The organism is Agarivorans sp. QJM3NY_25 (genome assembly GCF_050870875.2).
Taxonomy (GTDB): domain Bacteria; phylum Pseudomonadota; class Gammaproteobacteria; order Enterobacterales; family Celerinatantimonadaceae; genus Agarivorans.
The window spans coordinates 3,961,817-3,983,842 of the sequence record NZ_CP194041.2; the positions used below are offsets into that span (position 1 = coordinate 3,961,817).

The 22,026-nt window shown below is 45.9% G+C and carries 16 protein-coding genes and 1 other RNA gene; 5 read left to right on the top strand and 12 right to left on the bottom strand.

All coding sequences use genetic code 11. The annotated features are described in order from the left end of the window. Positions 1-387: 387 nt before the first annotated feature. From ACRRSW_RS18065 to ACRRSW_RS18095, 7 genes are all read right to left on the bottom strand, one after another. Entirely contained in the window at positions 388-1,377 is a 990-nt protein-coding gene (locus ACRRSW_RS18065; protein WP_432460053.1) for a transposase, read from the bottom strand. Between the two features lie 417 nt (positions 1,378-1,794). Beyond that, complete coding sequence (locus tag ACRRSW_RS18070; RefSeq protein ID WP_432460054.1) at positions 1,795-2,196, bottom strand: hypothetical protein; 402 nt, start codon at positions 2,194-2,196, stop codon at positions 1,795-1,797. Continuing rightward, on the bottom strand, positions 2,193-3,101 hold the full coding sequence (locus ACRRSW_RS18075; RefSeq protein WP_432460055.1) for a hypothetical protein: 909 nt from the start codon (positions 3,099-3,101) through the stop codon (positions 2,193-2,195). Before ACRRSW_RS18075 ends, ACRRSW_RS18070 begins: the two co-directional genes overlap by 4 nt. 813 nt (positions 3,102-3,914) lie before the next feature. Further along, positions 3,915-6,800 carry an aminomethyl-transferring glycine dehydrogenase gene (gcvP, locus tag ACRRSW_RS18080; protein ID WP_432460056.1) on the bottom strand — a complete coding sequence of 962 codons (2,886 nt, stop codon included), beginning with the start codon at positions 6,798-6,800 and terminating at the stop codon, positions 3,915-3,917. A 109-nt stretch (positions 6,801-6,909) separates the two neighbouring features. Beyond that, positions 6,910-7,302, bottom strand: a complete 393-nt coding sequence (gene gcvH, locus ACRRSW_RS18085) for a glycine cleavage system protein GcvH (RefSeq protein ID WP_432451851.1) — start codon at positions 7,300-7,302, stop codon at positions 6,910-6,912. Between the two features lie 65 nt (positions 7,303-7,367). Next, positions 7,368-8,459 carry a glycine cleavage system aminomethyltransferase GcvT gene (gene gcvT / locus ACRRSW_RS18090; protein WP_432451850.1) on the bottom strand — a complete coding sequence of 364 codons (1,092 nt, stop codon included), beginning with the start codon at positions 8,457-8,459 and terminating at the stop codon, positions 7,368-7,370. Positions 8,460-9,111: 652 nt separating this feature from the next. After that, positions 9,112-10,005 carry a LysR family transcriptional regulator gene (locus ACRRSW_RS18095; protein WP_432460058.1) on the bottom strand — a complete coding sequence of 298 codons (894 nt, stop codon included), beginning with the start codon at positions 10,003-10,005 and terminating at the stop codon, positions 9,112-9,114. A gap of 178 nt (positions 10,006-10,183) precedes the next feature. Here ACRRSW_RS18095 and ACRRSW_RS18100 point away from each other — a divergent pair, with 178 nt between their 5' ends. From ACRRSW_RS18100 to tolC, 3 genes are all read left to right on the top strand, one after another. Continuing rightward, complete coding sequence (locus ACRRSW_RS18100; protein ID WP_432460059.1) at positions 10,184-11,311, top strand: efflux RND transporter periplasmic adaptor subunit; 1,128 nt, start codon at positions 10,184-10,186, stop codon at positions 11,309-11,311. Between the two features lie 2 nt (positions 11,312-11,313). Beyond that, complete coding sequence (locus ACRRSW_RS18105) at positions 11,314-14,391, top strand: efflux RND transporter permease subunit (RefSeq protein ID WP_432460060.1); 3,078 nt, start codon at positions 11,314-11,316, stop codon at positions 14,389-14,391. Positions 14,392-14,498: 107 nt separating this feature from the next. Further along, entirely contained in the window at positions 14,499-15,824 is a 1,326-nt protein-coding gene (gene tolC / locus ACRRSW_RS18110) for an outer membrane channel protein TolC (protein WP_432451846.1), read from the top strand. Between the two features lie 184 nt (positions 15,825-16,008). Here the strand turns inward: tolC and ACRRSW_RS18115 are convergent, their stop codons facing one another. The 5 genes from ACRRSW_RS18115 to ACRRSW_RS18135 all read right to left on the bottom strand — a co-directional run bounded on the left by ACRRSW_RS18115 (position 16,009) and on the right by ACRRSW_RS18135 (position 21,088). Further along, the gene (locus ACRRSW_RS18115) at positions 16,009-17,220 is read right to left on the bottom strand and encodes an FAD-dependent monooxygenase (RefSeq protein ID WP_432460061.1); all 1,212 of its coding nucleotides are present in this window, start codon (positions 17,218-17,220) and stop codon (positions 16,009-16,011) included. 77 nt (positions 17,221-17,297) lie between these two features. Beyond that, positions 17,298-18,491: a 2-octaprenyl-6-methoxyphenyl hydroxylase gene (gene ubiH, locus ACRRSW_RS18120; protein WP_432460063.1), complete on the bottom strand. Its 1,194-nt coding sequence runs from the start codon at positions 18,489-18,491 to the stop codon at positions 17,298-17,300. A 14-nt stretch (positions 18,492-18,505) separates the two neighbouring features. Next, positions 18,506-19,801, bottom strand: coding sequence for a Xaa-Pro aminopeptidase (gene pepP, locus ACRRSW_RS18125; RefSeq protein ID WP_432460064.1), 1,296 nt, complete (start codon positions 19,799-19,801; stop codon positions 18,506-18,508). A 25-nt stretch (positions 19,802-19,826) separates the two neighbouring features. Then, positions 19,827-20,393, bottom strand: coding sequence for a UPF0149 family protein (locus ACRRSW_RS18130; protein WP_432451842.1), 567 nt, complete (start codon positions 20,391-20,393; stop codon positions 19,827-19,829). Positions 20,394-20,482: 89 nt separating this feature from the next. Beyond that, the gene (locus ACRRSW_RS18135) at positions 20,483-21,088 is read right to left on the bottom strand and encodes a hypothetical protein (RefSeq protein WP_432451841.1); all 606 of its coding nucleotides are present in this window, start codon (positions 21,086-21,088) and stop codon (positions 20,483-20,485) included. 266 nt (positions 21,089-21,354) lie between these two features. On the opposite strand from ACRRSW_RS18135, the gene zapA reads away from it, so the two are divergent. Next, entirely contained in the window at positions 21,355-21,678 is a 324-nt protein-coding gene (gene zapA, locus ACRRSW_RS18140; RefSeq protein ID WP_432451840.1) for a cell division protein ZapA, read from the top strand. Positions 21,679-21,720: 42 nt separating this feature from the next. Next, positions 21,721-21,902, top strand: a non-coding RNA gene (ssrS, locus tag ACRRSW_RS18145) — 6S RNA. The last annotated feature ends 124 nt before the right edge of the window (positions 21,903-22,026 follow it).

The window sequence follows — 22,026 nt, forward strand, 5'->3', positions numbered from 1 at the left end:
TCGCATGAAGGTTTCAATTTATTCGCCCCTATGATGAAAATGAATCTGGCCGTTATCATACGTGGTAAGCAGCGATAGACTGTGACTAATTGTGACAAAAACTTGCCAAATTAACAATAATCTGTTCCGGAAGCCTTGGATATGAGTTAAGAGACTAAATATTTAGACAGCCATACAGACTAAATATTTAGACAGCCATTCTAACTATCCAATGAGCATCCGTCGATGTCATCAACTCAAATCAATTTTGAAGAGCCAACTTGTTCTTGAAAACGCTAAATATTGGGGCTTTAGTCAATGCGAAGCGATTCATGAGGGCGAAAAACGTAGTGATTCGAGATACGCTAAGTACCTACTCAGTCGACAAAAAATCAGACCATAAATTACTTACCCAACATCAAGCCAGCGTTTAGCAGCTCCCATACCTTTAATTCGTTGTTGCTTGTGCTGGTGTTTGTAACGTTCTAGCGAGTGACCGGCGCCCACCACACTGGCGAAGTGATGCTCTAAACCCGTGCTCAAGGCTAACCAGCTTTCCTCATCGATTTGGAGGCGTTGTAAAATGGGCGCTTGTGCATCATCGATATACCCACGTTTATCTTCTCTGATAACGCGGCCGGTGAGCTCCACCAGTTGCAGGTAGTCTTGTAGCTCAAAGGGTAAACCTTTGGGCATGGTTTCTCTGGGGTTGCCAACAAAGGGCATTAGCGGCTTGGGTTGCTGACCTTGTTTGGCTTGCTGAATGCGCTGTTTGATACTGGTGTGGTCTGAGGTTTCAGGCGTGCTCGCTATATTTGAGCGAACCGGGTTTAAATCCACATAGGCCATACAAGCTGCTAGGGCTGCTTCATCTAATAGGGCTTGAGATTTAAAACGCCCCTCCCAAAAACGACCGGTACATTGGTCTTCTTTATTGGCAGCTCGAGCAATGTATTCATTCAAATGGCGCATAAACCAGCTTAAATCAAAAAGGCGAGTCCGATAGACTTCAGCTGTGGCGTGAATGGCCTGTAGTTGCACCTCACTTAACTTTGGACGTAACTCAGAATTGAGATACATTTGAGTCAGTAAGGTGCCCTGATGCAGAATATGCCAGCGTTCTAACACTTCATCCATGGACCAGGCTTCGGCTTTGGCCTTATCGATGTGCAATACCACATGGGTATGATTACTCATCACTGCATAAGCACAGACATCAATGGCAAAAACCGCAGTAAGTTGCAGCAAATAATCTTCCACCCACTGGCGGCGGTGCTCATAGCTTTTACCTGTGTGTTGGTCTTTACCGCACAAAAAAGCCCGGCGTACACAGCGGGAAACACAGTGATAATAAGGTGTATCCGATAAGCTCACTTGCGACTGTCTTGACCGAGGCATGGCAATAACTCCAAAAAAACACTATTGATAGTTTAGATTATTATCATCATTTGGCTAATTGGGGTGGATGTCTAATTATCTGCTATTGATAGTTTAGATTATTATCGTCATTTGGCTAGTTTGAGTGGATGTCTAATTATCTGGGACTTTTTTGGCTAATTGGGGTGGATGTCTAATTATCTGGTGTTGATAGTTTAGATTATTATCATCATTTGGCTAATTAGGGTGGATGTCTAATTATCTGCTATTGATAGTTTAGATTATTATCGTCATTTGGCTAGTTTGAGTGGATGTCTAATTATCTGGGACTTTTACACCCACAAAGACCTCTCCGACTTGGCCCTTGTAAGACCGTAAGCAGGGTGGATGTCTAATCTATCTAATCTACCTCAGGTGGCTAACTATCTTGCCTTCCTATTAGTCCATATCCTTAAATGTGCAAACAGGCTCACCAATCGTTGATTTGGTAAGTGGAATACGACAATCCAAGTAATAAGAGATTAAATCTAAGGTCACTTCAAGACCCTGAGCTGCAAATGTTGGAGAAAGGTAGTCTACAGCCGCAACATCTTTCCTTACGTCTACGGTATTACCTAGTTGATCGGTGAAGTCACATAGAGTTTTAGAAACGTTTGCATTTTCTAGCCGCAGAGTGATACATGGCTGCTCCTCTGTGTTGTATCTCGTGTAAGTCACTGTTTCGCTACCGACAATACCAACAACTTCGTCCCTTGCTTGAAAAGACTTACTCTCTTGGGTGCAAGCCGAGCCAGAAAACAATACTAAGCTAAGCGTTATAGTTTTTAATAGGTGTTTCATGGCGTAACCTGAGCTGGTGAAATATTAGAAATTGAATAGGCAAACTTGCTTCGAGCCTTAAATCGCTCGTAAGGTACTGAAGCCCATTTAGAACGGTCATTAAATAATAACTTCAAGGCTGGTATGTCCCCTTGAGCTAAAGGTTTTTGTAGAAATTTACGTGTTGTACCCGAATAATCTCCCCGATACGTTAAATCAATAAATAGCTCTAATAAAGAACCAGGCAAAGCACCCCAATTAACAAAGCCATAAGCCGCAACCGTATCAGCTTTTTTGCATATACGCAGTACTGTTTTTTCCTTCTCCCCATATACAATATTAAACAGTGCCAATTGAGTTTTTGGGCTAACTTCAAAGTCTAAAAGATCGTTGGCAATGACGAAGTCTTTCGCTGCCTTTCCTTTTAATCTGGCGCCAGCTGCTACTTTCATCGCCTCTGTAGAGCCAATGCCTGCTTTCATCAGCTGGGAAGCGACTAAACTAGACGACTTATCTTTCATGTCATACCCTCGGCCTATTGTTAAGCCAGAGTTGGAACTGGGAACATGAAGTAATCGGCTATGGAATAGTCCGCCTTCGTGTCCTTCAGCCACCCAAGTTAATAAACCTTTTTTAGGCGCTGTAAGCGATTGAACTGTAAAACCTGTTTTAAGGTGCTCAACCAATTTCTTAAAAGTGCCTCCACCTACAGAAACCAATCTGTCAGGCTTAGCCATTCGTACAACTTTTTTCTGAAATTCTTCCAACAATCCCAAAGTTGCAGCATCAACACTGCCATTCATTGGTAACACAGCTTTTTTAGTATTTCGTGCGTATGAATTTAACAAGGCTTTGATCAGATAAACATCAGCGGAAGAATTTTTGCCTCGCTCTCCCACAGAGCCATTCATTAGTAACGAAATCAAGAGTTATTCCTAAAAATTTTATTAACAGCTGGTGTGCTGACAAAATACTCATTAATATTGACACAGTCAACAACAATTTAATCAAGCAATAAAAACATCAGACAAAACCAAACAAGCAGAAAAAAGCGCAGCATCGCTGCTTCACTTTTTCGGCTGATGAACAGGTACAGAGCCTTCCTTCCCATCCTGAGCGCTAAAAAATGGTTCTTTCAATAAGCGCGTCTTACCCACTCTGCGCTTACCAACAACAACGCTTAACGGCCTTTGTTCTCGGCAAGCTTTTGCGTTACTCACCTCAAAGCATCAAGCTCTTCTGTTCGATTATAAAATTTGCAATAAAAATAAACTAGACACCCATTCTGCAATAAACTAGACACCCATTCTAAAAGCAAAAATCTTTCACACTCTTGATAGCCAAGATTACGCTTTTAAATCCCATCATCTTCGCCGAGTAGCGCAAATGAATAAGGGATTAAAGTTGAAGTCTGTTTGAGCGTAGTGTTTACTTCAACGCCCTTGTGAGTGAGCAACGGAGGATCTAAGAAGATGCTGGGTGGCCTTTCTTTTGTATACTAAGCTTTAGCCAAGCAAGCTTAGTATATCGCCGTCAGAGCGAAACCCTCACTAACAGATCGATCCAAAACTAAATGATAAAAACGAGACTAACAGCTCCCCAAAAAAATAAGCTAACTCATTTTGGGGCAGAAACGAGTTACCAACAAAAAAGCGAACACAATATCAATTGCGCTCGCTTTCATCTGATTTCAACCTGAAGCTAGTTTCCTACTTCAATTGACGTGATCATGTGATCATCTACTCCTGGTACGCTTCCATCGGCAAGCAGGCACAGAACAAATTCCGGTCGCCATATACATCGTCGATACGATTGACCGTTGGCCAGAACTTGTTTTGCTTCACTGCCGTGCTAGGGAATACCGCCAGCTCACGGCTGTAGATGTGTGGCCATTCGGCATCGGTAATGTCATCCAAGGTATGTGGTGCAAATACCAGCGGGTTGTCTTGCAGCGTCCACTCTCCGGTTTCTACCTTGGCTATTTCACCGCGGATGGCTAACATTGCGTCAACAAAACGGTCAATTTCGGCTAGCGATTCTGATTCAGTTGGCTCAACCATCAGCGTACCCGCAACTGGGAAACTCATGGTAGGTGCGTGGAAGCCGTAGTCGTTGAGGCGTTTGGCCACGTCCATTTCGGTGATACCAGTCGCTTCTTTAAGGGGCCGCATATCAATAATACATTCGTGCGCAACCCAGCCATTTTTACCGCTATATAAGATAGGAAAGGCTTGACTTAAACGGCTGGCAAGATAGTTCGCGTTTAAGATGGCAATCTCTGAGGATTGACGTAAGCCTTGGTTGCCCAACATGGCCACGTACATCCAGCTAATCGGCAAAATAGACGCGCTACCGTAAGGAGCTGCCGCAACGGCCGCATTGGCATGACTAACTTTACCATTGCTCACAACCCTGTGGCCTGCCACGAACGGTGCTAAATGCGCTTTCACCCCAATCGGGCCCATACCGGGGCCACCACCACCATGCGGAATGGCAAAGGTTTTATGTAGATTAAGGTGGCTTACATCTGAGCCAATCGAGCCTGGTGAAGTTAACCCAACTTGGGCGTTCATATTGGCGCCATCCATATATACCTGACCACCGTTGTCATGAATAATGTCACAAATTTCTTTAATCGATTCTTCATAAACGCCATGGGTACTTGGATAGGTGATCATGATGCAAGATAACTGCTCGGCTAGCTCGCTGGCTTTACTACGCAGGTCACCCATATCTACGTTACCCAGTTTATCACAGGCAACCACCACCACTTTTAAGCCCGCCATATGGGCCGAGGCTGGATTGGTCCCATGGGCCGAACTGGGGATTAAACAAATATTACGATGATGATCACCACGGCTGGCGTGATATTTTTGAATCGCTAACAAACCTGCATATTCACCTTGCGCGCCCGAGTTTGGTTGCATACAAATTGAATCGTAACCAGTGATGTTAACTAACCAATCTTCTAGTTGGCTAATCATGGCATGGTAGCCCTGCGCCTGTTCACTTGGGCAGAAAGGGTGCATGCTGGAGAATTCTGGCCAAGTCACTGGGATCATCTCGGCAGTTGCGTTGAGTTTCATCGTGCATGAACCCAGCGAAATCATCGAGTGATTAAGCGCCAAATCTTTACTCTCTAACTTGCGAATATAGCGCAATACATCGGTTTCACTGCGGTAACGATTAAAAACCTCGTGCTCTAAAATTGGCGTATCGCGTAACAAGGTTTGTGGAATGCAAGTCTCCCCCTTCACAACCACATCTAAACGCGCCGCATCCAAGCCGTGGCCTTCGCCCAACAATACGCTGAATAGATCATTCACATCGGCAGCGGTCGTGGTTTCATCAAGGCTTAAAGCAACTCGGCCCTCCAGATCCATGCGCAAGTTAATGCCCAAGGCTTCACTGCGGGCTTTAATTAACTGTTTATCTGCCACCGGAATACACAGCGTATCAAAATACTGAGCATGCTCAGGGCTGAGACCTTTAGCCTCGAGGCCGTGAGCTAAAATAGCCGTTAAACGATGGATCCGTTGGGCGATGGTGCGCAAGCCATCTGGGCCATGGAACACCGCGTAGAATGAAGCCATATTGGCGAGTAAGACCTGCGCGGTACAAATGTTTGAGTTAGCTTTTTCACGGCGAATGTGTTGCTCTCGGGTTTGCAGCGCCATGCGCAACGCAGGCTTGCCTCGGCGATCTTTGGAAACCCCAATAATTCGTCCGGGAAGCGAGCGTTTATAGGCATCACGGGTGGCAAAAAATGCCGCATGCGGGCCACCGTAACCCATGGGTACGCCAAAGCGTTGAGCACAACCCAGCACCACGTCAGCCCCCATCGCGCCAGGTGATTTAAGCATCACCAAGGCCATAATATCGGCGGCCACTGCAACAATGCCCTTATCAGCGTGAACTTGCCCGATCAGCTCGCTTAAGTCACGCACTCGACCACTGGTGCCTGGGTATTGCAGCAGCGCACCAAATATATTGTGTTCCACTACACTTTCGGCGGGACCAACTTCAATATCGAAACCGAAGAAATCGGCTCGCTCTTGAACTACGTCGATAGTTTGCGGATGCACATCATCGGCAATGAAAAATAAATTAGATTTTTTGTTTTTAGACACCCGCTTCGCTAACGCCATCGCTTCGGCAGCAGCAGTGGCTTCGTCGAGTAATGAAGCACTGGCTAACTCCATCCCTGTGAGGTCGAGGCTTAACTGCTGAAAATTGAGTAACGCTTCTAAACGGCCTTGAGCAATCTCGGGCTGATAAGGCGTATAAGCGGTATACCAACCAGGATTTTCAAATACATTACGCAAAATCACATGCGGCACATGGGTATTGTGATACCCCATCCCGATGTAGCTACGATACAGTTTATTTTGCTTGGCTAAGTCACGCAGGGCACTTAAAGCCTGCTGTTCAGTTTGGCTCTCTCCAATGTTTAGACCTTGGCTAAGGCGAATCTGCGCCGGCACCGTCTGCTCGATCAGTTGTTCAACCGAATTTAGCCCTAGTTGCTGCAACATGGTGGCCACTTCGGCTTGGTCGGGGCCTATGTGGCGGCGAATGAAGTCTTGGTTTTGCTCTAATTCATTTAACGGCAAAGACGGGTTCATTGAAGTATTCCTGTATAACTGAAATAAAGTGCGTTTGCGTTTAGTGGTATTTAAATTCTTTTAGATAAAAAAAGCGCCCCGACTAGCGGAGCGCATCATTTACCTGATTTTATTCATCTTCTTCGATGGTCAAGGCGTAGTCTTCGGCCGACATTAATTCGTCAAGCTCGCTGGAGTCGCTGCATTTCACTTTAAACATCCAACCGTCGCCGTAAGCATCACTGTTCACCAATTCTGGCGAGTCTTCTAAATCTTCGTTAATTGCCACAACTTCACCACTGATTGGCGCGTAAATATCAGAAGCCGCTTTCACCGACTCGGCAACCGCACAATCGTCGCCCGCATCAATATCGTCACCCACGTCGGGCAAATCAACAAAGACCATATCACCCAAAAGTTCTTGAGCATGCTCACTAATACCAATAGTGTAAACACCCTCACCTTCATCACGAACCCACTCATGGGTGCTTGCGTAGCGTAAATCGGCTGGGATAGTAGCCATAATTCTTTTCCTCTAGGTTGCTAATTTAAGGGTTAATTCAAAGTAAAAATCAGTGCTCAGCGAAGCTAAACTTTGGCGCCATTACGTACAAATACAGGTTTTACTACTTTCACTTTAACCTGTTTTTTGCGCATTTCCACTAAGGCTTCATCAACCTCACAATTGGCGATCCGTGCTAAAGCAATACTGACGCCTAAAGTCGGCGAAAATGTACCGCTAGTGATCACCCCAGGGAGCGCTTCGCCAAATTCGTTGACCACCGTCACTTGTTGCCCGGCACGCATTACGCCTTTGCTTTCCATCAACAAACCAACCAGCTTATCGCTGCCTTCGATTCGTTGCGCTTCTAATGCTGCGCGACCAATAAAATCCCGGTCTTCTGGTTGCCAAGCAATGGTCCAAGCCATATTCGCGGCTAACGGCGAAATGCTCTCGTCCATATCCTGACCATATAGATTCATGCCAGCTTCTAGACGCAAGGTATCGCGCGCCCCCAAACCGCAAGGTTTCACGCCTTGTGCTTGCAGCGCCTTCCAAAGAGAAACCGCTTTATCTTGTGGTACCACAATTTCGTAGCCTTGCTCACCGGTATAACCAGTGGTGGCAATAAATAAATCACCGGCTTGCACTCCAAAGAAAGGCTTCATACCTTCTACAGCAAGGTTTTGCTCGTTATCCAATACCGCCGCGGTGAGTTGCTTGGCTTGCGGGCCTTGCACTGCAATCATCGCCAGCTCTGGTCGCTCAATAATACTCACTTGATAGTCGGCCGCTTGTTGATTGATCCAAGCCAGATCTTTTTCACGAGTGGCTGAATTCACCACTAAACGGTAGTCGGTTTCACTGAAATAATAGGTAATGAGGTCGTCAATAACCCCCCCTTCATGGTTCAGCATTCCACCATATAAGGCCTTGCCTTTCACGGTGAGCTTAGCCACGTCATTGGCCAACAGTTTACGTAGAAAGGCTTGTGCTTGTTGACCCTGAATATCAACAATAGTCATGTGTGATACATCAAACATGCCTGCGGTTTGGCGCACCGCATGATGCTCTTCAATTTGCGAGCCGTAGTTGATAGGCATTTCCCAGCCATGAAAATCAACTAATTTTGCACCTGCATCGAGATGCGCTTGGTGAAGAACCGTTTGCTGTGTCATCTGCTATTCTCTTTATCATAAGGTAGAGAAGGAAAAACCCTTCTGCCAATGCAGAACGATTATAGCGACAACGATGCGACTGTAAAATGACAATCCCAAATAGAGCTAATAGATAAGTTGAACAGTTCACTTACATAAGCACAACAAGACGCTGACAACAAACCTGTCAAAACCCCAAAAAACAGTATTAATAGCTAGTATTTCTGGGTAAGCATCGAACTTAACGCCAATTTAAACTGAGAAAATCAATTTTCTCCACCATATTTATTTTTCGCCCCACCCCGCCATTGATTAGATAAACTAATCCACTTTAAAAAATTGAATAAAAATATTTCAACAATTAACGTTCAAAAAACCAGCAGCGTAGCGCCTGATTGACAAGTAAAGCTTAAAATAAATGAGTTTGCTAAGACTAAGCCGTAAAACGGCAAGATAAAACCAAGCGCAAATGTGCTCAACATTGCGCTGCGCAGGAGACTACGATTCAACCAAAGAAACGAGCAGTTACACTAAAAGCCGATAGCAAACAGCCAGCTCGTTGAGTCGACTCTTTCAAGCTGAATTTTTTCACAAAAGGTCGCGGTAAACTTTCCAAGGCTTCGCATCAAATGGTCCTACACAAACAAGACCGTATTTCACAAAACAAAACCAGTTATTCGATGGATAGCTTATTAATCTCATGATAGAGAAAATCAATTAAAGCTCTGGCTGCCCGAGACAAACTGCTACGGTTTGGGTATACCAGCCAACCGGTGCTAACAATCGAATTGGTCTCGGGTAACAAATGAACTAAGAGCCCCTCTTCTACCTCAGGCTTTACCAGATGATTCGGTTGACACACCACGCCTTGGTGTTTAATACAAGCATGAGTCACCAAGGCGATATCATTCACAATCAATCGCCCCTTCGCTTCAAAAAACTTTCCCTTAGATAAAGGAAATTGTTTTGCCAATTTACCATTTGGCATCCGCTGGATAATAAATTGGTGCTGCTTCAATTCTTCTTCACTGCGCGGATGACCGTACTTTGTTAAGTATTCAGGACTAGCGTAATAACCCATGGAGATGGTTTGCAACGCACGCGCCATTAAACTCGAATCTTCCAAACGATCACCAATGCGCAGTGCAACATCGATATTATGCTCAATTAAATTTCGCTCATCGGCGCTAGTGATAATCTCCAGATGCACCTTAGGATGAAGCTCCATAAATTCAAAAATAATATTTTCAAATACACTGATACCGGGTAGCGGTAGTAACTGCAAACGCAAATGACCACTCAATTCATAGGACTCGTGCACCATGTCTTCAATCGTTGATTCAAGCTCAATAATGATCGGCTTGGTCCGCTGATAAAACTGCCGTCCATTCTCAGATAACGCAATCGAGCGCTGATGGCGATGAAATAGTTTCACCTTTAATTCAGTTTCAAGATTTTTTAGTCGACGGCTAAGATTAGATTTCGGTAAATCAAGCAACTCTGAGGCTTTGGTTAAATTTCCCGAATCCACAATAAAGTGAAATAACTTAATGTCTTCTGTTTTCATGGCGGTATTTTCTCTCGCGTCTAATAACAATTTCAGCTAGAAGCCCTGTAGCTCTAGATGAGCCTAACACTTAAGTTTCACATTTCAGAACACAAAGTTACAAATAGTCATGTTTTTTGTGAAAGATAAACTCTCTATACTCAGCTTTTATTATATAAAACAGATCTCAAGGAAAAATATGTTCAATCACACTCCTTATCAGATTGTCATGGCGGTATTTATATCCACTTTGATTTCCGGATGCGACTTTTCAGCCCAAGCAGAAACCAAAGCCATAGTGAAACCGCGCCCGGTTAAATTAATCGATATTGACCAATCGATCCCGCCAAAGCAACGCAGTTTTCCAGGCAAAGTCTATGCGAGCCAACAGGCTGAGTTGGCGTTTCGAATTAGCGGCGAGTTAACTCAGCTTAATTTAATTGAAGGGCAAAAGGTTCAGCAAGGCGAAGTGCTCTCGCAATTAGACAAACGTGATGCAAGTAACGCGCTGCTCAATGCTGAAGCAAATTTTGAACTGGCTCAAGCCGACTTTAAACGAAAGAAAGCTTTGTTAACCCGCAAACTGATTTCGCCCGCCGACGTTGACAGTGCGAGTGCCAGTTTAAAATCGGCCGACGCTAACTTACGTAGTAGCCGCGACCAGCTGGCCTATACCACGATTTATGCGCCATTTTCTGGTGTAGTTGCCAAGGTACATACCGACAACTATCAAATGGTTCAGCCAAATCAAGCGATTGTGACACTGCAAAACACCGATACTTTCGAGCTAAAAATTCAGCTTCCAGAATCCATGTTACTCAGTTTACAAAACCATGCGGCGCTGGAGCAAATTCAAGCCTATGCGCAGTTCGACAACTTACTTGGTGGACAAGCCATTCCGGTCCACTATAAAGAACACAGTAGCCTTGCCTCGCAAGGGACTCAAACCTATGAAACGACCTTTACCCTTAAGGCACCAGAGCAAATGCGTTTGATACCCGGCATGAGTACTTCGGTCGCGATTAACATGCCTGCGGCTTCTGCTGAAAGCAACCCAATTGCTATTTTACCGCTCACGGCGCTGGTTCGCGATAGCGATACAATTACTCAAGCCGCTGAAGGCCAACCATTAAGCGCATCGGTTTGGGTTTACCAGCCCGATGCACAATCACTTAAACTGACTCCAGTGTTACTCGGGAAAATTCGCGCCGATGGCATTGAGATCTTATCTGGTCTCAATCAAGGTGACCGAGTGGTTGCCAGCGGAGTCAACGCGCTCACAGGTAAAGAGTTAATCAAACCACTGCATTGGGTTAGAGGAGTTTAACCATGAATGCAGCACTCTATAGTATTAACCATAAAGTGATCAGCTGGATGGTGGTCGTGTTGATGTTGGTCGGAGGGGTGATCTCGTTCACTGGTTTAGGTCAACTCGAGCAACCCGAATTTACCATCAAAACGGCATTGGTGATCACCAATTATCCCGGTGCCAGTGCCGAACAAGTGGAAGAAGAAGTCACGCTGCCACTAGAGGATGCACTACAGCAAATGGCACAGATCAAACATGTGTCTTCAATTAACAGCGCAGGGCTGTCGCAAATTGAAGTCGAGATGAATGATCAATATGACAAAAATAGCTTACCGCAAGTCTGGGATGAATTACGCCGAAAAATTAGTGATACTCAAGGCAAGATGCCTCCCGGAGTCGGTTCGCCATTAATTATTGACGACTTTTCCGATGTGTATGGTTATTTGCTAAATCTAACAGGTGAAGGCTACAGCTATCGAGACTTAGACAACTACAGTAACCTGCTACGTCGCGAACTGGTTCTCTCTCCCGGGGTGAAAAAGGTATCGGTAGTCGGTGTCCCGCAAGAGCAAGTTGTGGTCGAAATTAGCCAGCAAAAACTGAGTGCATTGGGTCTCGAACCCGACTATATCTACGGTTTATTGCAGACCCAAAATGTAGTGTCTAACGCCGGTGAAATGCTGATTGACAATAACCGAGTCCGGATCCACCCCACCGGTGAATTGGCCGATATCTCTGAAATGAAAAACATTTTGGTGAGCCCGCCAAGCAGTGACAACCTGATCTATTTGGGCGACATCGCAAATATTTATCGCGCCACCACCGAGACTCCGAGTCAGCTTTATCATGATAATGGCGAGAAGGCTTTATCCATGGGGATCTCTTACTCCTCAGGAGTAAACGTGGTCGACATCTCAAAGTCAATGAACGCCAAACTAGAATCCCTTAAATCTGAAATGCCGATCGGAATGAAGATTAATGTGATTTATGATCAAGGTAAGATTGTCGATAAGGCCGTTAGCGGATTTATTGTTAACCTTGCGCAATCGGTTGGCATTGTGATCATCGTATTACTCGTCTTTATGGGCCTAAGATCGGGTATTTTGATGGGTGCGGTGCTGGTCATTACCATCCTTGGCACGTTCATAGTGATGAATGTAATGCACATTCAGTTACAAAATATTTCCTTAGGGGCTCTCATTATTGCCTTAGGGATGTTAGTTGATAATGCCATAGTGGTGACCGAAGGGGTCATTATTGGCATTAAAAAAGGCTTAAGCCGTACCGAAGCTGCCGCTGCGATTGTTAAGCAAACCCAATGGCCATTGCTCGGTGCTACCGTTATCGCAATTATGGCTTTTGCGCCAATCGGACTCTCCTCCGATGCCACTGGCGAATTCTGTGCCTCATTGTTCCAGGTATTGCTGATTTCTTTATCGATCAGTTGGGTGATGGCTATCACCATTACCCCCTTCTTTTGTTATCTGTTGTTTAAGGATGGCGATCAAGACAGCGCCGAGCAAGAACCTTATAGCGGCTTAATTTTTAACGTTTATCGTCGCATTCTTAATGCTGCTATGCACAATCGAATCATTAGCATACTTCTGGTTCTCGCAATGTTAGGAGCAGCCGTTGTAGGTATGAGTAAAGTGAAGAATGTCTTTTTTCCTGCCTCTACCACTCCCATTTTTATGGTAGATATCTGGATGCCTGAAGGCACCGATATTCTTGGCACCGAAAAATTTGTAAGCGGCATCGAGCAGGACTTAATCAAAGACAAAGCCAAAACGAGCGACCAGCGAGGCATTGTGAATATCACCTCGGTGATCGGTCAAGGTGCACAGCGTTATGCCTTAACTTATCAACCAGAGAAAGGCTACGCCGCCTACGCGCAATTGATCGTCGAGATGCAAGATTTACAGAGTCTTTCGGCCTATTTGCCTTGGCTGCAACACAAATTAAGAGAAGACTATCCGGAAGCCAAATACCGGGTTAAATTGATCGAAAATGGTCCTTCTCCAGCAGCTAAAATAGAAGCTCGCTTCTATGGTGATGATCCCGTGGTACTGCGTCAATTAGCGGAGCAGGCGGTGATCATTTTTCAAAATGAGCCCTCAGCCGATAATATTCGAAATACTTGGCGCAACCAGCAGTTGTTAGTTCGCCCGCAAATGGATCTGGCTCGCTCACGTGAAATTGGAATTAGTAAACAAGACCTAGATGCGGCCTTGCTGCGTAACTTCGATAGCCAAAACATTGGAACCTATCGCGATGGCTCGCACCTGCTGCCAATTGTGGCGCGCGCTCCTGCAGCCGAGCGAAAAAATGCCAATAGTTTAAACGAGCTACAAGTTTGGAGTTCTAAATACCAAAGTTTTGTGCCGATTACCCAGTTGGTCTCTAGCTTCGACAGCGAATGGGAAGATCCGATTATCATGCGTCGAGACCGAAAACGCTTGATCACGATATTAGCCGACCCCGCCATTGGTAGTGGTCAAACCGCTGATTCATTGTTACGAAAAGTACGCGATAAAGTGGAAGCTATCCCCTTGCCAGACGGCTATAAATTAGAATGGGGAGGCGAATTTGAAACCTCTTCTGAAGCCCAGCAAGGGATCGCAGGTTCCATCCCAATGGGTTACTTGGCGATGTTCTTACTTACGGTGCTGCTATTTAACTCGATTAAGCAACCCTTAATTATTTGGTTAACCGTACCTCTAGCAGTGATTGGTGTGGCCTTTGGTCTATTGGCTCTAGACGCACCTCTCAGCTTCATGGCGATTTTGGGGATGCTCAGTTTAAGTGGGATGATCATCAAAAACAGTATTGTTTTAGTCGACCAAATTAATCTGGAACTCGAAGAAGGCCAAAGCCCCTATGAGGCTGTTTATCACTCGTCAGTGAGCCGGGTTCGGCCAGTAGGAATGGCAGCATTAACCACCATGCTAGGGATGATTCCCTTACTGTCAGATCCCTTCTTTCAATCGATGGCGGTCACCATTGTGTTTGGTTTAGGTTTTGCCACGGTATTAACACTGGTGGTACTCCCTGTGATTTATACCCTGATATATCGCATCAAAGTACCAAAAACCAGTTAATTCATTCGCAGTCATTTGGCCTCAGCCTTCTGAGGCCAAATCGAAGCAACAACCTCTAGCAGGGTGGCGGTATTACTCGAATAAGCCGCGACTTAAGGAACCATGAAATGAGTTTTAAAATAAAATCCTTACTCTTAGGTAGCTTGCTCGGCATAAGTGCCTTTCAAGTATCAGCCGATGATTTACTACAAATTTACCAACTTGCTCAAGAGAAAGATCCGGTGATTTTGCAGAGTAAAGCACAGCGTGACATTGCTTTTGAACAAATCAGCGAAAGCAAGGCCTCACTATTACCTCAAATTGGGTTTAGCGCGGGGGCGACTTATACCGATACCGACAATCAAGCTATCGATAGCATCAGCAATAGTTCAGCCTCGGTTTCTTTGAGCCAATCACTCTATTCACAGAGTAATTGGACCAATTTAAGTATTGCTGAAAAAAATGCTTCGCAGGCCGATGTCAGCTACCAAAGCGAACAACAAAACTTAATCATTCGAGTAAGTAAGGCTTACTTTGCGGTGTTACGTGCCATGGACAATCTCAACTTTGTGGCTGCCACCAAAACCGCGGTAGGGCGACAACTAGAGCAAACCAAGCAACGCTTTAAGGTTGGCTTAACCGCGATTACCGACGTGCATGAAGCACAAGCTGAGTACGACCGGACCCTTGCGGAAGAAATTCAAGCGAATAACGACTTATCCAATAGCTACGAGGCACTGCGCGAATTGACCGGCGTTCAGGCCCGTCAATTAAAGATACTCAATACCGAACGTTTTGAGCCTCGGGAATTGAGCCACAACGTCGATTATTGGCTCTCCACGGCGGGTGAGCATAACTTAACGCTGAATGCCCAACGCATCGCGCAACAGATCGCTAAACAGCAGATCAAACTCGCCCAAACCGGCCATCAACCTAGCTTAAATTTGACCGCGGGGATCGGCTATGAAAAGAATCAATATGGTAACGATAGCTACAACACCCTCAACGGGGGAGACACAAATAGCGGTAATATCGGTTTAGAATTTAGCTGGCCACTATATTCCGGAGGCAGTATTAACTCTCAAGTGAAGCAGGCTCAACTCAGTTATATTGAATCATCGGAAGCCCTAGAGCAGAGCTACCGCTCGGTACAAAGTTCGATCCATTCACTGGTCAATAATGTCACTTCTAGTATCGGTTCTGTAACAGCCTATCAGCAAACAGTTGTGTCTTCAAAAAGTGCCTTAGATGCCACCGAAGCGGGGTTTGAAGTGGGCTCTCGCACCATTGTTGATGTACAAGATGCAACCCGCAATCTGTATTCAGCAATGAATCAACTGGCCAACGCCCGTTACGATTACATCCTAAACATGTTGGAACTAAAACAAACCGCTGGCAACTTAAGCCAAGATGACTTAGCCCTGATTAATGCAGGGTTAATGAAAAGTCTGTAACTATCGATGCCAGTTTTTGCAGCGACTGCTGGCATCGATATAACAGAGCGCTTTCCTTGGTGAAAACTAGGAAAGATCCTCCTTGAAGTTGTTATGTAACTTCACCATCCAGTAGCCTTCCCTACTGGATTTTTTTTTGCGTGAAACGCTGTCTCAGGGCGTGCCTCTCATTGGGTAACAATCATCAATAAGACCTCACTTTTGCACGACGAGGTAAATCACCTTCCAGACCTAAGGCGCGGCGCATCGCTTGTTGCTTTAAGGGCTCAGCCTTATCCAACAAATTCATCCCTAGTCCACGCACTAACTTAAGCGGCGCAAGGTTATTACCAAATAGTCGCTTAAAAAACTCCATCGAGGCAATCATTTGCGTGGCTTCGCTCTTCCGCCAGCGTTCAAAGTGACGTAAATTAGCATAATCCGATAGCGATTTGCCCGTCGCCTGCAAGGCCAATATATCCTCAGCCAAAGCGGCTGCATCCATCAAGCCTAAATTCACCCCCTGGCCCGCTAAAGGATGAATGGTATGGGCCGCATCGCCAATTAAAGCGAAACCTTGGCCCGCAAAGTCTCGCGCATAACGCATTCGCAATGGAAAGGCCGCTATCTCGCCACCCCGTTCACACAACCCCAAACGAGCGTCGAAAGCGATGCTCAATTGTCGATTAAATTCGAGCTCTGGTAGGGCTTGTAGCTCGGCAGCTCGATCCGGCGATACCGACCAAACGATGGAACAATGATCAGCTTCTGCCAAAGGTAAAAAGGCTAAAGGCCCTTCCTGACTAAAGATTTGCCGCGCACAATTTTGATGGGGCATTTCGGTTTTAATCGTCGCAACAATCGCAGTGTGTTGATAATCCCAATAGGTGAGTGGAATATCGAGTTGTTGACGTAACCAGGAATTTGCACCATCGGCAGCCACCAGCAACTTACAACTTAAACTTTGGTCGTTGTCAAAACTAAGCCAAGACTCAGTTTCGCCTCGATGCAACTTTTCAACTGAAGATTCGATGATCGCAACATTACTTTGGCTACACACTTGCTGCCATAAAGCATAACGAATCACCTCATTTTCAACGATATGGCCGATTTGAGGCAGCATCACTTGTTTGGCTTGAAAACGGATCTTAGCAAAACTGTCACGTTCCCACACTTGCATATCGTGATAAGGTGCCAAGCGCTGAGCCACAATTTCATCCCAAGCACCGAGTGATTCAAGCAAGCGTTGTGAGGATAAACTGAGCGCACTGACTCGTAAACTATAGTTAGCTAAATCGGGGGACTGCGCAGGGGAAGGCTCCACAATGGCGATCCGGAGTGGACTGTCGGCCAAGGCTCGCGCCAAAGCCAAACCCACCATACCACCCCCAATAATCGCTATATCTACCGCTTGCATATTGCCCTTCCTAGAATCAAATTAAGTTGCTGTTTGGCCAGTGCGAATCCACCAGCGAAATGCCCATGCTGACTAGCCTAAAACAAACCTAGACTTTGCTTGGCTAATACTGCTTTAAGATCCGGTAATAAGCGCATTGCCATCAAACCCAGATTACGCGGGATCACCATGCTTTTATCATCACCAGCAAACAGACTCGCCAACGACGAAGTCATCAAAATGGTACGCTCTATATCGGCTTGTCGTGATTGTTGATAAGCATCTAATAACGCATGCCCACCTATGTCTTTGCCCTGCTGCCAGTGTTGTTCAATCAATGTCGCTAAGCAAGCGACATCACGTAGGCCCAGATTAAAGCCCTGCCCTGCAATTGGGTGCAAACTATGCGCCGCATTGCCCAACAATAATAAACGATGGTTAAATAGACGAGGATAATAACGCAGTACTAAAGGATAGGCATAACGCTTTCCTAGGCCGATAAAACGTCCGGCTCGATAGCCAAAAGCTCGCTGTAGCGCGGCTAAAAAATCGGCTTCGGCTAAATTTTGTAAGCGTTGCGCCTCTGCAGCACTAACACTCCACACCACCGACCAACGATGGCCATTCATCGGTAGCAAAGCCAAGGGACCGTCAATGGTGAAACGCTCAAAAGCTCGACCAGCAGGCGCTTGCTCGGCCTCAACGTTGGCAATCACAGCATACTTGGCAAAGTCATGTAGCTGTTGTTGTAAGCCTCCTTGCAAGGCCACCTGCGAATCAGCGCCATCGGCACCAATCAGTAAACGAGCAGTAAGGCTTTGCTGATCGTCCAGAGTAATCCGCACTTGTTGCTGCTGTTGCTCCAATTTCACCAGTTTACTCGGGCAAAATAGACGAACCGAACGCTCGGCTAATAAACGATGAAACTCACGTCCGGCATGCTCCAGTTCGATCACTTGGCCTAGGGCTGACAAGTGATATTCATCGGCGTCCAACTTGGTCCAGCCGCAATGGCCACGATCCGAGACGTGAATATGCTCAATGGCGCAGGCATAGGGCGCCAAAGGTGCCCATAAATCTTGTTCTCGTAACCATTGCTCAGAGCCAGCCGATAAGGCTATCGCACGACCATCAAAGCCAGGATGCTGCCCAAAATTCAGCGGCGCCGCTTCGATTAACGCTATTTTCAGCGGTTTATCTTGCTGAGACTGCGACAAGGCTAAAGCCAGACTAGCCCCAGCCATGCCCGCACCAACAATCACAATATCAAACGCTTGCAGAGGCTTATCCATCTATTGAATCGCTCCTAACTCGCGGCCATCAAGGCTTCAATCTCAGCCACCGTTTTCGGCGCAGCAGCCGTTAATACTTCGCAACCCGTGGCGGTAATGACCACATTATCTTCGATACGGATCCCCATGCCTCGATAGGCTTCAGGAACCTCTGCATCAAGCGGAATATAAAGGCCGGGCTCAATGGTGAAGACCATATTCTCAGCCAATGGACGACTACGCTTGCTATCGTGATAATCTCCCACATCGTGTACATCTAAGCCCAGCCAGTGGCCCACACCATGCATGTAATATTCTTTATAAGCTTCTTGTTCAATTAAATCGGTGACGTCACCCTGCATGATCCCAAGTTCTACCATGCCAGCAACCATGATCTGCAATACTTGCTGATTCGCTTCAAACAACGAAACCCCAGGCTTGAGCATCTCGATGGCAGCCAGCTCTGCGGCTAAAACAATATTGTATAACTTAGCTTGCTCACGACTAAACTGACCATTCACCGGAAAAGTTCGAGTAATGTCGCCCGCATAACCTTGATACTCGGCCCCGGCATCAATCAACACTAGGTCGCCAGCTTGCAGCTGACTTTCGTTCTCGGTGTAGTGCAAAATACAGGCATTCTCGCCGCTACCAACTATCGTGCCGTAAGCTGGTGAGCGTGCTCCGGCCATTAAAAACTGATGATGAATTTCAGCTTCCAATTGGTATTCCCACATCCCCGGTTGGCAGCTTCGCATCGCGCGGCAATGACCTTCGGCCGATATCGTTCCCGCCTTGCGCATCAATACCAGTTCTTCTGACGACTTAAACAAGCGCATCTCATCCACTATGGGACGCCAATCTTCAATTTGCTTTGGCGCCTGCCAACCTTGGCGTAAACCAAGGCGTAAGCGCTCGATGGCCGCAAATATCTGCTGGTCGTAAGCGGGATAACGCCCCTGAGCCATATAAACCTTACTTAAACCATCCAGCTCAAGATGCAGGTACTCGGTGAGATCTTCAATGGCAAAGGCTTTATCTACAGCCAATGTCAGCAAGGCCTGCTCTTGACCCAAACGACGTCCCTGCCATACTTCTGCAAGCTTATCTTTGCGTCGATTAAATAACACGGTGCGGGTTTCGCCCGCTTGCTTAATCAACAGCAATAGAGCTTTGGGTTCGTTAAAACCAAGAAAATAGAAAAAATCACTATCTTGACGAAAGGGATATTCGGTATCACGACTGCGTACTTGCTCTTCTGCAGCAACAAAAATCGCGACACTATTATCGGACATGGCAGCAAATAACTGCTGACGACGTTGTATAAACACAGCAACTCCTTGGCTTGGGAAATGATTAATGCAAAGTTGGACTTTGTTGGTCAGAAGCACTCGCCGTTAAATGCGCAAAAATAGTAATCGCACCAATCCGCACATATTCCACAACCTGGAATAAGGCTTGCTCATTTTCTTCTTCATCATCTTCTAAATCCGATGACAACTGGCTGATTTCGGTAAAATCTTTAACCAACTCTTGAATATCTGCGGCTAACTTATTGAGTTCGCTTTGCACCACGCCAAAGCCGACTAAAAAGCTTTGTACCCATTGTGCCAAAGCTTCGGTTCGATCTTCCACCAAGGCTTCCTCATCGGGTAACAATAACTGGAAACCCAATAAGCTATCGCTCATGCCTGCGTAAGTGGCCTCCATCACCTGAGTAAGTTGTTTTTTCAGATCAACGGGTAAACCCTGACCATCGTTGATCAGCATATTCATTTGACTTAACCAGTCGCCATCGGTCGGTAAACCAGCGGCTAACATGCCGCTTAAGATGCCGTGCGCTTCTGCAGGGCTAATCAATATTTTTGAAGACAGTAGCAACTCAGCTAAGTCTTCGTAGTCTGGATAAACTATTCTAGTCACGTGGAATACCTATAAGTATTGGATCCGCTCATCCTAACATTGGACAAGCCTCGTCGTCATGTTATTGACTCACATCACAGGTAAAATCACTATTTTTGTAAGGTCCGTTTGAGTTGTTGACGACGGACTCTCACCCGCTCGATATATTGCTCACGAAATAATTTGATCAGCATCGTTTCTTGCTGACGAACGAAGCGAGCAGGCAGGTAGCTCGTTTTGCTAAATTGCAAACACAACTGCGGGTAAGGATCTCGCTGATTTTCAATCTTTCGGGAGATACGCGCCTGAAATGAGTGTTCATAGCCTTGGGGGCCATACAACAGGCTAAACTCGGCAAACTGTTGTTGAAGCTCCTTTGGCAAATAATCGACAATCTGACTAAAGTCTTGATGGAAAATAAGCCGACCAAGCAATACTTGCCTTGAGATTGGCAAGGGTTCAGCCGTAGTGCGCCACTGGGTACGAAAGCCGCCTTCCGATACATCTAACACTGGAAAAACATGCTTAGCCAGCTGCACCATTGGCATCAATTGACCAATATGAGCCAATTTTTCAGCCGAAACTACGCCATCAATAAAATTTCCGCGGGCCGCTTTAGCATTCACCATTTTGATGAATAACTGGATTAGCCGTACTGGATAAACAACCCGATAGGAACCACGACGTTCCTTTGCTGCAATGCCTGTTTGCGTCATTAAACCAAATTTCCTATGCCGAGTATGTTTAGCGATGCGGACACAAAAGCGCAAGCCGATCGATAATCAAGCCAATGGTCGCCAATAAAACCACGATGTTCAAGCCTAAGCCCACGCTTTATGCCGCAAACAATCTAGATTTGTTTAGCTTTAGAGCAAATTGCTGGTAAATACTCCAGCTTGCCCCTTACTGGGGCGACAACGGTTGCAAGTTAAGCCGCAGCGCTATATATTCAGCGAATAATAGAGTTTAGCTAAGGCAAATCATGGCTCAGGGCGTAGACATAATATTGTTAGGTAAGAGCTATCGGGTGGCTTGCCCGGAAGGTGAAGAAGATAAACTTCGCCAAGCCGCCGACGAATTATCTCAACGCTTACAAACGCTGAAAGAGAAGAGCCGTGTCAGCAGCACCGAGCACTTAGCGATTATGGTCGGCTTGCACCTCGCTTATGAGTTACATAACGAGCAAGCTAAAAATCAAAATTACGCCGATAACATGAATCAGCGAATTAAGGACTTACAATATACCATCGAGCGCGCTTTATTAGAACAAAGCCTGCCCGCTGGCGAGGTCGACGAAAGCAGTTAGCGCACTAACTGAAGTTTGACTAGAGTTAGATAAAAGAGTTTAGTTTTCCTGGGGTGTTTGCCAGTTGGTGATGTCCCTGAGCCGATAATTGTATCTTAAGGGTGATTTTTTTCTGCTTTTGAGCATGCTCAGCCCGACTGAGAAGCCTACGGTATGAAATTTATTTCCCGCCTTGAACCTCATGGTTCAAGGGCTAAAATCAACAGCGGCATCCCGGGTTCTTATTTCTAAAGCGTGACTTGATGTCACCTTCGCTTGTTTTCTTGTGGCTTGTAACACTCCCAAACCGAGCGAGCTTTGATTCATTCATCACCACCTGCAACACTTTATCGCCATTAAACCCACTTT